Origin of the sequence: Pseudoalteromonas luteoviolacea, from assembly GCF_001696455.1 — a bacterium.
Lineage (GTDB): Bacteria > Pseudomonadota > Gammaproteobacteria > Enterobacterales > Alteromonadaceae > Pseudoalteromonas > Pseudoalteromonas luteoviolacea_C.
This window is the reverse complement of sequence record NZ_MAUJ01000008.1, coordinates 120,728-134,139: the sequence shown is the minus strand read 5'-3', so window position 1 is coordinate 134,139 and position 13,412 is coordinate 120,728. Positions and strand designations below refer to the sequence as shown.

Annotated in this window: 17 protein-coding genes and 2 tRNA genes; 17 read left to right on the top strand and 2 right to left on the bottom strand. The window is 44.1% G+C overall.

The genetic code is table 11. The features are described from left to right. Positions 1–20: 20 nt before the first annotated feature. The 5 genes from A7985_RS19880 to A7985_RS19860 are packed head-to-tail and all read left to right on the top strand — an operon-like array spanning position 21 to position 4,310. Positions 21–1,043, top strand: coding sequence for an FAD-dependent oxidoreductase (locus A7985_RS19880; RefSeq protein ID WP_065792225.1), 1,023 nt, complete (start codon positions 21–23; stop codon positions 1,041–1,043). After that, the gene (gene thiS / locus A7985_RS19875; protein ID WP_065792224.1) at positions 1,040–1,237 is read left to right on the top strand and encodes a sulfur carrier protein ThiS; all 198 of its coding nucleotides are present in this window, start codon (positions 1,040–1,042) and stop codon (positions 1,235–1,237) included. Before A7985_RS19880 ends, thiS begins: the two co-directional genes overlap by 4 nt. Further along, positions 1,238–2,020, top strand: a complete 783-nt coding sequence (locus A7985_RS19870; RefSeq protein ID WP_065792223.1) for a thiazole synthase — start codon at positions 1,238–1,240, stop codon at positions 2,018–2,020. A gap of 17 nt (positions 2,021–2,037) precedes the next feature. After that, positions 2,038–3,558 carry a thiamine phosphate synthase gene (thiE, locus tag A7985_RS19865; protein ID WP_065792222.1) on the top strand — a complete coding sequence of 507 codons (1,521 nt, stop codon included), beginning with the start codon at positions 2,038–2,040 and terminating at the stop codon, positions 3,556–3,558. Further along, positions 3,555–4,310 carry a HesA/MoeB/ThiF family protein gene (locus tag A7985_RS19860; protein ID WP_065792221.1) on the top strand — a complete coding sequence of 252 codons (756 nt, stop codon included), beginning with the start codon at positions 3,555–3,557 and terminating at the stop codon, positions 4,308–4,310. The genes thiE and A7985_RS19860 overlap by 4 nt, the downstream gene beginning before the upstream one ends. A 40-nt stretch (positions 4,311–4,350) precedes the next feature. On the opposite strand, the gene asd is transcribed toward A7985_RS19860, so the two are convergent. After that, on the bottom strand, positions 4,351–5,217 hold the full coding sequence (gene asd, locus A7985_RS19855) for an archaetidylserine decarboxylase (RefSeq protein ID WP_065792220.1): 867 nt from the start codon (positions 5,215–5,217) through the stop codon (positions 4,351–4,353). A 90-nt stretch (positions 5,218–5,307) separates the two neighbouring features. After that, positions 5,308–6,360 (bottom strand): small ribosomal subunit biogenesis GTPase RsgA, encoded by a 1,053-nt coding sequence (rsgA, locus tag A7985_RS19850; protein ID WP_065792326.1) that lies wholly within the window; start codon positions 6,358–6,360, stop codon positions 5,308–5,310. A 174-nt stretch (positions 6,361–6,534) separates the two neighbouring features. Between rsgA and orn the strand changes: the two genes are divergently transcribed. From orn to A7985_RS19790, 12 genes are all read left to right on the top strand, one after another. Beyond that, complete coding sequence (orn, locus tag A7985_RS19845) at positions 6,535–7,080, top strand: oligoribonuclease (protein WP_065792219.1); 546 nt, start codon at positions 6,535–6,537, stop codon at positions 7,078–7,080. Positions 7,081–7,254: 174 nt separating this feature from the next. Then, positions 7,255–7,330: transfer RNA gene (locus tag A7985_RS19840), tRNA-Gly, on the top strand. Between the two features lie 123 nt (positions 7,331–7,453). Further along, positions 7,454–7,529: transfer RNA gene (locus A7985_RS19835), tRNA-Gly, on the top strand. A 197-nt stretch (positions 7,530–7,726) separates the two neighbouring features. Then, positions 7,727–8,068, top strand: coding sequence for a 30S ribosomal protein S6 (gene rpsF / locus A7985_RS19830; RefSeq protein WP_023400735.1), 342 nt, complete (start codon positions 7,727–7,729; stop codon positions 8,066–8,068). Positions 8,069–8,105: 37 nt separating this feature from the next. Next, the gene (gene priB / locus A7985_RS19825) at positions 8,106–8,435 is read left to right on the top strand and encodes a primosomal replication protein N (RefSeq protein WP_065792218.1); all 330 of its coding nucleotides are present in this window, start codon (positions 8,106–8,108) and stop codon (positions 8,433–8,435) included. An 11-nt stretch (positions 8,436–8,446) separates the two neighbouring features. Next, positions 8,447–8,674 (top strand): 30S ribosomal protein S18, encoded by a 228-nt coding sequence (gene rpsR, locus A7985_RS19820; RefSeq protein ID WP_005493466.1) that lies wholly within the window; start codon positions 8,447–8,449, stop codon positions 8,672–8,674. Positions 8,675–8,710: 36 nt separating this feature from the next. Then, positions 8,711–9,163 (top strand): 50S ribosomal protein L9, encoded by a 453-nt coding sequence (rplI, locus tag A7985_RS19815; RefSeq protein ID WP_065792217.1) that lies wholly within the window; start codon positions 8,711–8,713, stop codon positions 9,161–9,163. Between the two features lie 353 nt (positions 9,164–9,516). Further along, positions 9,517–9,936, top strand: coding sequence for a type IV pilin protein (locus A7985_RS19810; RefSeq protein WP_065792216.1), 420 nt, complete (start codon positions 9,517–9,519; stop codon positions 9,934–9,936). After that, positions 9,923–10,384, top strand: coding sequence for a GspH/FimT family pseudopilin (locus A7985_RS19805; protein WP_065792215.1), 462 nt, complete (start codon positions 9,923–9,925; stop codon positions 10,382–10,384). The genes A7985_RS19810 and A7985_RS19805 overlap by 14 nt, the downstream gene beginning before the upstream one ends. Continuing rightward, complete coding sequence (locus tag A7985_RS19800; protein WP_065792214.1) at positions 10,375–10,842, top strand: type IV pilus modification PilV family protein; 468 nt, start codon at positions 10,375–10,377, stop codon at positions 10,840–10,842. The genes A7985_RS19805 and A7985_RS19800 overlap by 10 nt, the downstream gene beginning before the upstream one ends. Further along, positions 10,790–11,353 carry a PilW family protein gene (locus A7985_RS19795; RefSeq protein ID WP_081310648.1) on the top strand — a complete coding sequence of 188 codons (564 nt, stop codon included), beginning with the start codon at positions 10,790–10,792 and terminating at the stop codon, positions 11,351–11,353. Before A7985_RS19800 ends, A7985_RS19795 begins: the two co-directional genes overlap by 53 nt. Before the next feature lie 12 nt (positions 11,354–11,365). After that, positions 11,366–13,180 (top strand): DUF7305 domain-containing protein, encoded by a 1,815-nt coding sequence (locus A7985_RS19790; RefSeq protein WP_065792212.1) that lies wholly within the window; start codon positions 11,366–11,368, stop codon positions 13,178–13,180. The last annotated feature ends 232 nt before the right edge of the window (positions 13,181–13,412 follow it).

Here is a 13,412-nt window from a genome sequence, read left to right as displayed (position 1 = left end):
GTTTTTTTTTAGGGTATCTCATGTCAGAACTTGGTAAAAAACCGCGTGTGGCTATCGTCGGGTTTGGTTTAATTGGTCGGATCGCTGCGTTAGAGCTAATGGATCGCTATGACATCACAGTCTTTGAGAAAGACCGACAAGATGCACAGACCGGCGCGGGTATGTTAGCTGCGGCAATGTTAGCACCATTGGCCGAGTCGGTTATCTGTTCACAAGTATTGGCACAGCAAGGGCTAGAAGCGATTGCGATGTGGCCAAAGCTATTGGCAAAACTTGATGCAGACGTGTTCTTTCAGCAGGCAGGGAGTTTGATTGTCGCTCACCAACAAGATCGCGGAGATTTAAGAAGTTTTGAACAACGTTTGAAACCGCTTGATGGCCATCACCCACTCAGTGCAGATCGACGAATGATTGCTGAGCTAGAACCCGATCTGAGTGGCCGTTTTACACATGGTTTATATCTACCCTGTGAAGGACAGCTTGATAACTTGGGTTTTTTTAAAGCCAGCTATGACACCTTGAAACGCCGCGGTGTGCAGTTTAACTATGGTTGTGAAGCGGTTGTTGCTAATGGCTGTGTCGATAATCAAGCTTACGACTGGATTATTGATAGCAGAGGCGTTGGAGCGAAAGTGGACAATGCCCAATTGCGTGGTGTGCGTGGGGAAGTGGCGCGCATCTATGCGCCCGAAGTCTCTTTGCAACGCCCAGTTAGATTAATGCATCCAAGATACCCTATTTATATTGCGCCTAAACCAAATCACCAATTTGTTATCGGTGCAACTGAAATTGAATCTCAAGACGATGCAGATATTACCGTACGTTCAACATTAGAGTTACTGTCAGCTGCTTACACGGTTCATTGCGGGTTTGCCGAAGGTCGGGTATTGTCCTTGAACGCTGGGCTGCGTCCCGCTTTTGTTGATAACCATCCGCGTATTGAGAAAAAAGACAACGTGATTGCAATCAATGGATTATATAGGCATGGCTATCTGCTCGCGCCGGTTGTCGTCCAGCAAGCACTTTGTGAGGGTCTATTATGAATTTAATTTACAATGGTGAAGACATCCAAGTGGATGCCCATTTATCATTACAGCAAATCATCACTAGCAAAGGGGCTAAACCGCCATTTGCAGTTGCCCTGAATGGGCAATTTGTGCCTGCGGGGCGCTTGCCTGAAACCAAGCCTGAGAATGGGGATAGCGTCGAAGTGTTGTCTCCAATTCAAGGGGGTTAAATGGATAAGCTGACAATTTACGGCGAACGTTTTGATAGTCGATTGCTTATTGGCTCCGCCCTTTATCCATCTCCACAGATCATGCAAGATGCCATTCAAAGCTCTGGGGCTGATATTGTAACGGTGTCATTACGTCGCCAAAACTCAGTTGCCGCAGGTGAAGACTTTTGGCAATTGATTAAAGACACCGGTTTGCGCGTGCTGCCAAACACTGCGGGGTGCCATAGTGTCAAGGAAGTTGTGACGCTGGCACATATGTGCCGTGAAGTTTTTCAAACGGACTGGATAAAGCTGGAATTGATCGGTGATGAATATAATTTACAGCCTGATCCAATTGGTTTATTAGAGGCGACAGACATTTTATTGAAAGACGGGTTTAAGGTGCTCCCTTATTGCACCGATGACCTTGTACTCTGTCAGCGTTTAGCTGACCTTGGCTGCGAAGTGTTGATGCCATGGGGCGCGCCAATTGGCACTGGTAAAGGTCTTATCAATCCATATAACTTGAAAACGATTAGAGAACGATTACCCGAACAAACCTTGATAGTGGATGCTGGGCTGGGATTGCCTTCTCATGCTTGTCAGGCGCTAGAGTTAGGTTATGATGCCGTTCTGCTAAATAGTGCAGTAGCAGGTGCTGGTGATCCAGTGACGATGGCAAGTGCGTTTGCGCATGCGGTAACCGCGGGGCGAATGGGTTATAAGGCACAAGCGATGTCGGAAAAAGACGTTGCAGCACCATCCACCCCAACTATGGGCATGCCTTTTTGGCATCAGAATTAAAATTTTTAGGAGTCTATGTGTCTAACGTTGTTTGGAGTATTGCCGGATCTGACTCTGGTGGCGGTGCGGGTATTCAAGCTGATTTAAAAGCGATGCAAAGCTTTGGTGTACATGCTTGTACTGCAATCACGGCTTTAACTGCGCAAAATAGTCTAGGTGTAGAGGCCATTAATGCGGTATCTACAGAGATAATAGAATCTCAATTATTGGCATTAGAGGCTGATATGCGAGCCGCAGTAATCAAAATTGGCATGCTTGCTAATGTGCAACAGATCCAATTAGTCGCTGAACATATTGCGCGATACAAAAGCCATTGGGATACGGCTCCCCTTGTTGTGTATGATCCTGTGGCCATTGCGACCAGTGGCGACGCTTTAACCGAAGAAGATACTGTTGACGCGATAAAAACACACTTGTTGCCGCTCGTGGATGTGATCACCCCGAATACCCATGAAACGCAAATACTCACCGGTGTATATTTAATCGGCCCTGATGCAGTAAAAGAAGCTGGGCAAAAATTACGTTCATTCGGTGCTAAGTCGATAGTCATAAAGGGGGGACATTGGGACTATCCAAAAGGCTATTGCATTGACTATTGTTGGCATGACGATGAAGAGTATTGGCTCGGTAATGAAGCGATTAACACACCGCATTCTCATGGTACGGGCTGTAGCTTGTCTTCGGTGATTGCTGCCTGCTTGTCTAAAGGTTATCCGTTAAAAGATGCCTTTATTTTGGGTAAAGCCTACATCAATAAGGGATTAAAAACTGCGGTTCGTTTTGGTGAAGGGATTGGCCCTGTTGCACATACCGCATTTCCTCACCAGCTAGAAGACTACCCACAAGTCATTGAGGCTGGCAGCTGGTTGGGTGATGAACTCGATTTCATGGTACCTGACGATTACAACTACGCCGCTGGGTTTGCACCCATCGAAGGTGATTTAGGGTTATATGCGGTTGTCGATTCAGTAGCGTGGGTAGAGCTGTGCTTAAAAAGTGGGGTGAAAACCGTGCAGCTGAGAGTGAAAGATGCTGCTTCACCGACATTAGAGCAAGACATTGAAAAAGCGGTTTTACTGGGTAAACAATATGAAGGCCGAGTGTTTATCAACGACCACTGGCAATTAGCTATTAAACACGGTGCGTATGGTGTGCATTTGGGCCAAGAAGATTTGAATGTGGCTGATTTGAACGCCATTCAAAAAGCGGGTCTTCGCTTAGGCCTATCGACACATGGCTTTTACGAAATGCTACGTGCCCATAATTATCGCCCAAGTTATTTGGCTTTCGGAGCGATTTATCCGACAACGACCAAAGACATGACGGGGCAAATTCAAGGGTTAGAAAAGTTGAAACACTTTGTGCCTCTCATGAAAACTCAGTATCCAACAGTGGCGATTGGTGGGATTGATTTGTCGCGCGCCAATGAAGTGGCACAAACAGGAGTGGGTAGCGTAGCCGTCGTTCGCGCGATAACAGAAGCTGCGTCTCCAGAGCAAGCCATCATTGAACTCAAGCAGGCTATTGGCGAACAATGAACAAAGAGCTAAGCGATAGAGAGCGGCTAAGATACAGTCGCCACTTATTGTTGGACAAAGTGTCAGAAGCAGGCCAGAAACAGCTTAAAGCCGCCCACGTTGCGGTCATTGGTTGCGGAGGGCTGGGGAGCCCAGTGTTATTCTATTTGGCGGCAAGTGGTGTTGGCAAATTATCATTTTTTGATGATGATAAAGTCGAGCTTTCGAACTTACAACGACAGATTCTGTATAAAGTGAACCACCTTGGACAAGAGAAAAGTAATGCCGCAAAAAAGGTACTCGCGAGTCTTAACAACGACATTGAACTAGCGCCTAATAGCGTGAGGTTGAACACTGAGAATATCGATGCGATGCTGTCTGATGTGCAGTGGGTTGTTGACTGCAGTGACAACTTCACAACCCGCTATTTGATCAATCAATATTGCTATCAAAATCGAAAAGTATTGATCTCTGGTGCTGCACAAGGGACCCAAGGCCAGTTTGGTTTTTTTGACTACCGAGAGCAAGGTGCCTGCTATGCGTGCTTGTTTCCAGAGGCATCACAAAGTACAGAAGTTTTGAATTGTCAAAATGCAGGGGTTATGAGCCCGCTACTGGGCATTGTTGGCTCTATGCAGGCCCAAGCTGTTTGTAATGGTATTTTAGGGTTAGCGCAAGGGGAAAACTTTTTTGTGACAATTGATGCGCTCACTTTATCTCAAAGGCGTTTTCAACTGACTAAAGATCCAAGCTGTTCGGTGTGTAGTGAATAGAATTAAAAAGGGCCCCTAAGGGCCCTTTTAATTGGCAATACTATTTTGCGATGGTCGCAAAAGGCGTTCCCATTCTTGTGACTGTTTCAGGCTGTTGGTCTGCTAAAAAGTCTGCTTTATCAGCACCCCAAGCTAAGATGACTGTTGAACCTAGCTTGAAACGACCCATTTCGTCGCCTTTTTTCAGTTTGATGGCATTGTCACCGTCTGCTGGGTAATTCCAGGTAAAAATGTCTTTACCTGCTGGTGGTGTCACTGTACCTGCCCAGATGGTCTCTATGCTTGCTACGATCGTTGCGCCCACTAAAACCATAGAAAGAGGGCCTATATCAGTATCAAAAATAGCAACTACACGTTCATTGCGAGCAAACAGGTTAGGGACATTTTGTGCAGTGAGAGGGTTGACTGAAAATAAATCACCCGGCACATAAATCATTTTTCTAAGTACACCGTCAACAGGCATATGGATACGATGATAGTCTTTTGGTGCAAGGTAGATGGTTGCAAACTTACCACCAAGATAAGGTGCAACATCTTGTTCGCTGCCACCAAGCAGTGTTTGTAAGCTGTAGTCATGCCCCTTGGCTTGGATGATTTGTCCGTCGACCACGTCACCAAGTTGACTGATGGCACCGTCTACAGGGTGAGCTAAAATATGTTCTTCATTTGCTAACGGGCGTATCCCTGGTTTTAGCGGGCGAGTGAAAAACTCATTAAAGGTTTTATAATGCGCGGGATCTTCATACAGTGCTTCGCTCATATCAATCTTATATTGCTTGATAAACAGCTTAATCAACTGAGTGGTTAAGGCACCCGCTTGTGCAGCCGCCAGCTTACCAACCAAACGTGAAACAGCATGTTTAGGGAGCGCATATTGCAATGCAATTTTGATTTTATCCAAGTTCACATTATTTTCCTGAGTTGTATGTGCCAAGCGTTTAAGTGAGGTCGCTTGGCTTATTTAATCGTAATTATCTAAAACCGGTAAAGAATAGTATCAAACTCTGGGCGCACGCGCACCTGCGCGGCCATCAGCCATAGATTCTAAAATTCGATGATAGCTATCAAAGCGCAGCTCACTTATTTTACCTTCTTCAACCGCTTCTAAAATTAAGCAGCCGGGATCATTTAAATGTTTGCAGTCTCTGAATCGGCAACCACCAATAAACTCTCGAAATTCTTTAAAGCACCAAGTTACGCGTTCCACTTCTAAGTGCCAGAGTCCAAATTCACGGATCCCTGGGCTATCAATCAGGTTGCCACCTGTTGGCAAGTGATGGAGCTTAGAAACCGTTGTCGTGTGTTGCCCAAGGCCGCTGTTTTCAGATACTTCCTGCGTTAATATGCCAGCATCTGGCAGTACAGTATTAACGAGGGTTGATTTTCCTACCCCTGATTGACCAACAAAGATATTGTTTTTGTCGACTAAGAGGGTTTTCAGAGCTTCAATACCTTCACTTGACTTATTACTGACAAGCAAGACTTGATAACCGAGATCACGATAAATATCGAGAACGTCATTGACGTACTCTAACCCTTCTTCATCGAGCAAATCGATTTTATTCAGGATAAGGATGGGCTCGATACCCATGTCTTCGCATGCGACTAGATATCTATCAATAATTTGCGGGGTGAATTCAGGCACAACGGCAGAAACCATCAAGATCTGATCGATATTTGCCGCGACAACTTTGACGCCATCGTAGAAGTCTGGGCGAGTTAGCTGGGAGCGACGCTCTTCTACCGCTTCAACAACGCCAGCGAGGTCACCTTCACTTACTTTAGCACGGCGAAATATCACATTGTCGCCACAGACTAAGCTGCCGGCGGTTCGTCGTATATTACAGCGTAAAACTTCGCCGTCTTGGGTTTCGATGTCAGCATGCTGACCAAAGCGACTAACTACAGTCGCATTTTCTGTCGGGCCTAAGTTGTCCGATTGCCATTGCAATTCAGGGCTTTCATTGTGTTTGGCTTTAGCCAAACGCTTTTGTTGGTTGGCCTTAATCCTACGGGATTGGCCATGACTGAGTTTTTTACGTTTTGCCATATCAATAAACTCACGAGACGAATTATTGCGAATGATTGGTGTATAAGCCATTCATAGGCTATAACTCAATAAAATTGCCCCGCTTTGTAAAAAAAAGCTTTTGGTCGAGTGATGAAGCTAATATGATATATCTAATTGCATTGGATCTAAAGGAAAGTACCGCTAAGGTAGTGTATGTCTTTTCATGAATCAAACTTGGTATGGCTCGACCTAGAGATGACAGGGCTAGAACCTAAAACAGATAAAATACTCGAAATCGCGACCGTGATCACCGATGTTGATCTCAATGTGTTGGCGGAAGGCCCTGTAATAGCTATCCATCAGAGTGATGAGTTGCTGGACAATATGGATGAATGGTGTACAAACCAACATGGTCGTTCTGGTCTAACTGCGCGATGTAAAGCAAGCTCTTTTGATGAAGAGCATGCAGTTAAAGAAACGCTCGATTTCTTAAAACAATGGGTCCCTCCGGGTAAATCCCCCATGTGTGGTAACTCAATTGGTCAAGACCGCCGCTTTTTACACAAGTATATGCCTGAATTAGAAGCCTACTTTCATTACCGCAACTTAGATGTAAGTACGATAAAAGAACTGGCGCGACGTTGGAGACCTGAACTTTTGAATGATATTCAAAAGAAAAGCTCTCATTTGGCGTTAGATGATATCAAAGATTCCATTATGGAATTGAAGGTGTATCAGCAAAAATTCTTCAAAATTTAAAAAAAGTACTTGCAAAGCTTTTCGTATCTTGTAGAATCCTGCCCCGCTTGAAAGGACAAGCTCAGTTGCTATTGAGCGAGTTGCTAAGCGGGCATAAAGTAGCACTAGCTCGGCTGCTAAAACGTTAGACGCGACCTGTCGTGCTCCAGCGGAAAAATTAGAGCAACCTATGAAGCGGCACTAGCTCAGCTGGTAGAGCGCGACCTTGCCAAGGTCGAGGTCACGAGTTCGAACCTCGTGTGCCGCTCCAAACTTTCAGTTTTATTCAACTGATAAAATAATGAATAAACCTATGAAGCGGCACTAGCTCAGCTGCTAAAACGTTAGACGCGACCCGTCGCGCTCCAGCGGAAAAATTAGAGCAACCTATGAAGCGGCACTAGCTCAGCTGGTAGAGCGCGACCTTGCCAAGGTCGAGGTCACGAGTTCGAACCTCGTGTGCCGCTCCAATCTTTCTTTCCTAAAATTTCCTTATATCAATTCTTTATAACTATTTTCTCTATTAATCCTGAATTATCGCATAAAAGCATTGCTTATTTTTAGCACTATGCGTAAAATACGCGCTCTTTCGGCCATATTAGTCGTTCCTTGCCTTAACCCGGCCGGCCGAAACGGGACAAGGCTATACTAACCGTAAGGAATATCCATGCGTCATTACGAAATCGTATTCATGGTTCACCCAGACCAAAGTGAGCAAGTTCCAGGTATGATCGAGCGTTATACTGGTTCTATCACTGAAGCTGGCGGTACTATCCACCGTTTAGAAGACTGGGGCCGTCGTCAACTGGCTTACCCAATCGAAAAGCTTCACAAAGCACACTATGTTCTTTTGAACGTTGAAGCGCCAACTGAAGTAATCAACGAGCTTGAAACTTCTTTCCGCTACAACGATGCAGTGCTACGTAACCTAGTTATGCGTACTAAGAACGCTGTAACTGAAGCTTCTCCTCTTGCGAAAGAAGAGAAAAAAGAAGCAGCATCTGCTTAATCGTTATTGATTCGGATTTGACTCACCTTTAGAGGTTATGGTGCAAACTCAAACAGACCTGTATACAAATCAATTTGTTTTGTCTGGGGTTGTTTGTAAAACACCGAAATATAGTCAAAGTCCAGCTGGGATCGCGCATTGTATTTTTGTTTTAGAGCACAAATCAATGCAAGTAGAAGCCGACCTAAATCGTAACAGCTATGTTCGTATTCAGGTGGTTGCCAGCGGAGACAAATTCCGAACTCAACTAGAGCATTTATACGTTGGGCAAGGGTTACAAGTACGCGGTTTTTTAAATCGTCACGAAAGCCGAAATGGTTTGAGTCAACTTGTACTTCACGCACAACATATTGAAAGAATTAATTGAGGAAATTACTCATGGCACGTTATTTCAGACGTCGTAAGTTCTGCCGTTTTAAAGCAGAAGGCGTACAACAAATCGATTACAAAGATCTAGCTACTCTTAAAAACTATGTAACTGAAAGTGGCAAAATCGTACCTAGCCGTATCACAGGTACAAGCGCTAAGTACCAGCGTCAGCTAGCAGCAGCTATCAAGCGTGCTCGCTACCTAGCCCTTCTTCCGTACACTGACTTACATAAGTAAGCCGGCTGATTAATAGTTTTTAAAAGGTGTAGAGACATGCAAGTTATTCTACTAGACAAGATCGCTAACCTAGGTAACCTAGGTGACCAGGTTTCTGTAAAATCTGGCTTCGCACGTAACTTCTTATTCCCTAAGGGTAAAGCAGTTCCTGCAAACAAAGCTAACATCGAAACTTTCGAAGCTCGCCGTGCTGAGCTTGAAGCAAAAATCGCAGAAGAGCTAGTAGCTTCTCAAGCGCGTGCTGAAAAACTTGAAGCACTGGCTGAAGTTACTCTAGTTTCTAAAGCGGGTGACGAAGGTAAGCTATTCGGCTCTATCGGTACTCGTGATATCGCTGAAGCGATTTCTGCTGTTGGTGTTGAAGTAGCTAAAGCTGAAGTTCGCCTACCTCTAGGTACTATCCGTGAGACTGGTGAATTCGACGTAGCTATTCAAGTTCACTCTGACGTAACGGCAACTATCAAAGTTATCGTTATCGCAGAAGCTTAATTTATTAAGCATAAACCGCACACCCTGTGTGCGGTTTTATTCTCTCCCCTGAAAAATAACAACGACATAAATTTTCAGTGTAATAAATCGGTTTTTATCACGGTTGCTCACGGAAGATTCATCACACAAGTTGGAAAATTAATCTAAATCACAAAACCGGAAACCCAACCGTTTTATATTTTAGATGTATTTATATTCAAGTAATCACTTGTAATAGCGTACCCATTTTATATAAGTTTTATTTGTGATAATTTAGTTAACTCTTTTGTACTAGGTACTTTTTTTTGCTGTCTAATTATCATACAGTGTTATTTGTAGGTGATGACAGCGTTATCATTTAGATTAGGAGAACAATGTTTAATAATCGTTTTATGCGTGGATTCACATTGATTGAGGTTTTAATGGTTGTGGCTCTAGTTGCTATTCTTGCGAGTATTGCACTACCAAATTATATGGAATATCTACGCAAGGGAAACCGATCTGATGTTCAGCAGCTGATGTATCAGGAGGCAGCTATCCTTGAGCGTATTTACTCTAGAAATGGTGGCTATCCGGATGAACACAAGCCGGCGCAAAAATCGACTTATTACACATTGGGTTATATCCCGCGAAATAAACCTGACGGGGCTGCGGGAGATTATAGAAATTTAGGATTTGAGATAACCGCCACACCAAATGCTAATTCAAATCAGGCGTCAGATGTGTGTGGGGTACTCACTATAAATGAACAGAGCGAAGAATCATCTCAGGGGCAAAGTAATGAATGTTGGTAAGTCTAAAGAGCAAGGCGTTACACTGATTGAGTTATTGATATGTGTTGCGTTGGTTGCGGTGCTGGCAAGTTTGGCAATGCCCTCTGTGATCACCTACATTAAACAAGATAGGGTCGACTCAAATGTTCATCAGCTCAGTAGTGTATATCAATATGCACGCAGCGAAGCGGTAAAAAGAGAACAAACGGTAAAATTGGTAAAAGAGAATTCTAATTGGCTTGTAAAAACGGTGGTTAGCGGGCAGGAAACCACTTTACGTACATTTACAATTGAACACCAATCTATCCATGTCGATCTGGTCGATCGTGAGGTAAGATCTACCGGTGAGTTAAATTTAATGAGTAACATATTGGTGAGTGACAATGATTCCAGTACACGGGATTATAGACTATGTATTTTGCGCAGCGGTCAAAGCTGGGTAAGTGAGGCCGCAGAAAATTGCGCATAGTAAAGGGGTTTTCACTGATTGAAGTGATGGTGTCGATTGTTATCGCTGGCGTTGCGTTATTGGGCTTGGCGGGGGCGCAATTGAAGTCGCTGCAATTTGCTAATAATAGTTTCTATTACACCATCGCATTGGTGAATGGCCAAAATGCGATTGAGCGCATGTGGAATGAGCTATGCCATTTTGAGCATACCAATCGATACCTGCTATTGAAAGAAAACCCTAGAGTGGCCAATCTACAGCCCAAAGATACGCGTTTTAAGTTAAAAATACAGCCAGATAAATACAATGACAAAGACTTTACACCACTTATTTCAGAGCGACGAGATGTGAAATTTGAGGTGAGCTGGCATGACAGCCGTGTAAGTGACAACCGTGCTTTAAACCAAATTACTTTAGTAGCAAGTTATGTATATGTCCCACTTCCAGAATCAGGTGAATGCGTTCACAATATACCGTAAAACAGGTGGCTATACCTTAATTGAGCTCCTTGTTGCGATGGCGGCAGGGTTGTTTTTATTGTCTGGCGTAGCGATGTCTTACACTGCAATTAAAAGTACGGTCGTGGCAAGTAAAGAGCTGTCACATGCACAAGAGGTTGTACGCTATACCAGCCAAACCATGACGCGAAGCTTAAAACAAACAAGCAAGTTACCTGAAGTGATAAACGAAAAATCAGTTTTGCGTGTTCATCAACAGGCAGGGTTATTAGCCTGTGATGGCAGTATTCCCACCGTGGAGTATTGGGAGACGTATACTTTAACGAATGGGTATCTAACTTGTGATATTGGTAATGGGCAGGTGCAATTGTTACGTGGGTTACAGGCGCTGACATTTGATAACTCAGGGATCTTGATCAGTATTTTTGTGACTCCGGATAACTTACCAAAGCAATTTGACGGCAAGATTCAAATTGATATTGCGGCAAGTCGCTTAGTGCTTGAGAAAGCCATGTGGCGAAAGCCAATCTAGGGCGGATATGCTATGACGAGTTCTGTACGACAATCAGGTTTTACTCTTGTTAAAGTCATGCTGTTGAGCACGATGGCGAGTGTCGTGGTATTTACGTCAATGAAAGATACATTGGTGCAAGAGCGCCTTAGTGGCAACTTTCAAAAGGACCTTAACTCGCGATTGCAAGCCGAGAAAGGGGTGTTTGCCAGTGCGGATGAACTCAATGATTACGTGAATGCCAATTCGGGCGTTACTGCGGATCAGCTACTTTTAGCGAAACCCGGACTCACCCATGGTTCACATTTTGATGGGCAATATGCAACCCAGCACTCGAAGGTCACAAATGCAGATGGCACAACGAGTATAGAAATCGCGAGTCTTGGTCAAAAATATGGGCTGGATGCATCCAATAATATGGTCGCGGTGTTCAAGTATACTGAGGCTGTTTACGAACCGACCTTCAAAAATGCAGTGACAGGCTGTAAAGGCGTTAACCTCTCTGGGAGCGGTCTGGTGGACAGCTATGATTCTAGAAATGGCACTTATGAGCAGACAAGAGCCAGCAATGGTGATGTGAATACCGTAATTGGTGATGCGGATGTTGTGCTGTCTGGGCATTCGCCAATAGAAGGTGATGTTAAAGCATCGGGTATTTTATATCTCAAAGGCTCCTCGCCAGTTATTGGTAACGTGCAATCAAATACGGGTATTGATATTTCCTACGGTGGCGGGCTACGGGTTAAGGGGAATGTGTTAACTCAGGGCTTTGTAATACATCGCGGCGGTGATATTTCTGGGGTTATGCGTGCCAACGGTAATGTTGAAATGCTGTGGGGTGCCGATATTTTGAATGAACAGAAAGAGACGCTCGACATTCAATATGGTGGTACAGGTAAATTTGAACTCGCGGCCGAGCACTCACAAGGTGGGGTTAATTATTCGGCTGCAAAGTTTAATGTGAATCCCAATGTTGAAGCTGTGAGAGTATACGACCCTAATTCGCCTGATTACGACCCTGCAAATCCAGACAAGGAATGCGACCCGCTAGCACTGCCAGCTAATATGCCTAATGTTATTGATAAGAATAATAATTACAAAGACTTTACGGTCGGTGCCCAGCAGGAATTTAAGTTTACGCCGCTTTCTGGTGAATTTACGCAAGGCCAAGGTGACGTACCAGCGTTAAAATCAACAAACATCTACTTATTCGATACCAATAAACAAAATCATGGCAGATCCAATAAAAAAGATACCGAATATGCGTTTGGTATGAAGAACGTTAATATTGGCAGTGATGGTGTTGTGAATATTGACGGGGGGATTACTGGCGGTGACGTTATCTGGCTGATTGATGGCGATTTTACTATGGGTGGAAATAGCCGCCTCAACATTAAGGACAAGTCCAGCTTAACCATCTTTGTGACTGGCAAAGTCAACTTAGGTGCCAGTGCGCAGGTTGTTACAGAAAAACCTGGGATCACAGACAGTGGTTGGGGAACATTTAGCATCTTTTCTTCATATCGCGCAGATCCTAATGATCCGAGCCAGAGAAATAAACCCGGCGTTAAGGTGAGTGGGACGTCTTCATTGTATGCCGTGATTTATGCGCCGATGACCTCCATTTCAATGACGGGCAGCGGACAGTTTTTTGGTACTGTACGCGGGGCGACTATTGAAGCACATGGTGGCAGTGGGGTGCATTTTGATGAGGCACTCAAAGATTTAAAAATAGGCAGTGGTGGCACAGTAAAAACCCCCGCAAAGCTTGTTTTTGACGGTTGGCGATACAAGCACCCAGAAGAGTTCAGCGATACAGACAATAATGAGGTGAGTAAGACAAGATAAAGTCCGCAGCTCTTAATATCATGTTGCTTGCATACACCCTATCAAACTTGACTATTTCTTTTACAAAAAATTATCTACACCCCTTTTAAACCTTTTTAGTGGCCTTTGCGTCTAAATAACTAAATAAAAACAATGCAAAGGCGAGTTAGTATTCGACTTAGCTAATAAAAAGCGACTACATTAGATTTTGATTTTATTTGAGTATGACTTTTTTCTTGGAGAGATGTGTCAC

What these genes read in the sequence shown, in the direction of transcription:
- A7985_RS19880 (WP_065792225.1), top strand. Translation starts at nt 21, where the DNA reads ATGTCAGAACTTGGTAAAAAACCGCGTGTGGCTATCGTCGGGTTTGGT.
- thiS (WP_065792224.1), top strand. Translation starts at nt 1,040, where the DNA reads ATGAATTTAATTTACAATGGTGAAGACATCCAAGTGGATGCCCATTTA.
- A7985_RS19870 (WP_065792223.1), top strand. Translation starts at nt 1,238, where the DNA reads ATGGATAAGCTGACAATTTACGGCGAACGTTTTGATAGTCGATTGCTT.
- A7985_RS19860 (WP_065792221.1), top strand. Translation starts at nt 3,555, where the DNA reads ATGAACAAAGAGCTAAGCGATAGAGAGCGGCTAAGATACAGTCGCCAC.
- rsgA (WP_065792326.1), bottom strand. Translation starts at nt 6,360, where the DNA reads ATGGCAAAACGTAAAAAACTCAGTCATGGCCAATCCCGTAGGATTAAG.
- orn (WP_065792219.1), top strand. Translation starts at nt 6,535, where the DNA reads ATGTCTTTTCATGAATCAAACTTGGTATGGCTCGACCTAGAGATGACA.
- rpsF (WP_023400735.1), top strand. Translation starts at nt 7,727, where the DNA reads ATGCGTCATTACGAAATCGTATTCATGGTTCACCCAGACCAAAGTGAG.
- priB (WP_065792218.1), top strand. Translation starts at nt 8,106, where the DNA reads ATGGTGCAAACTCAAACAGACCTGTATACAAATCAATTTGTTTTGTCT.
- rpsR (WP_005493466.1), top strand. Translation starts at nt 8,447, where the DNA reads ATGGCACGTTATTTCAGACGTCGTAAGTTCTGCCGTTTTAAAGCAGAA.
- rplI (WP_065792217.1), top strand. Translation starts at nt 8,711, where the DNA reads ATGCAAGTTATTCTACTAGACAAGATCGCTAACCTAGGTAACCTAGGT.
- A7985_RS19810 (WP_065792216.1), top strand. Translation starts at nt 9,517, where the DNA reads ATGTTTAATAATCGTTTTATGCGTGGATTCACATTGATTGAGGTTTTA.
- A7985_RS19805 (WP_065792215.1), top strand. Translation starts at nt 9,923, where the DNA reads ATGAATGTTGGTAAGTCTAAAGAGCAAGGCGTTACACTGATTGAGTTA.
- A7985_RS19795 (WP_081310648.1), top strand. Translation starts at nt 10,790, where the DNA reads ATGTATATGTCCCACTTCCAGAATCAGGTGAATGCGTTCACAATATAC.
- A7985_RS19790 (WP_065792212.1), top strand. Translation starts at nt 11,366, where the DNA reads ATGACGAGTTCTGTACGACAATCAGGTTTTACTCTTGTTAAAGTCATG.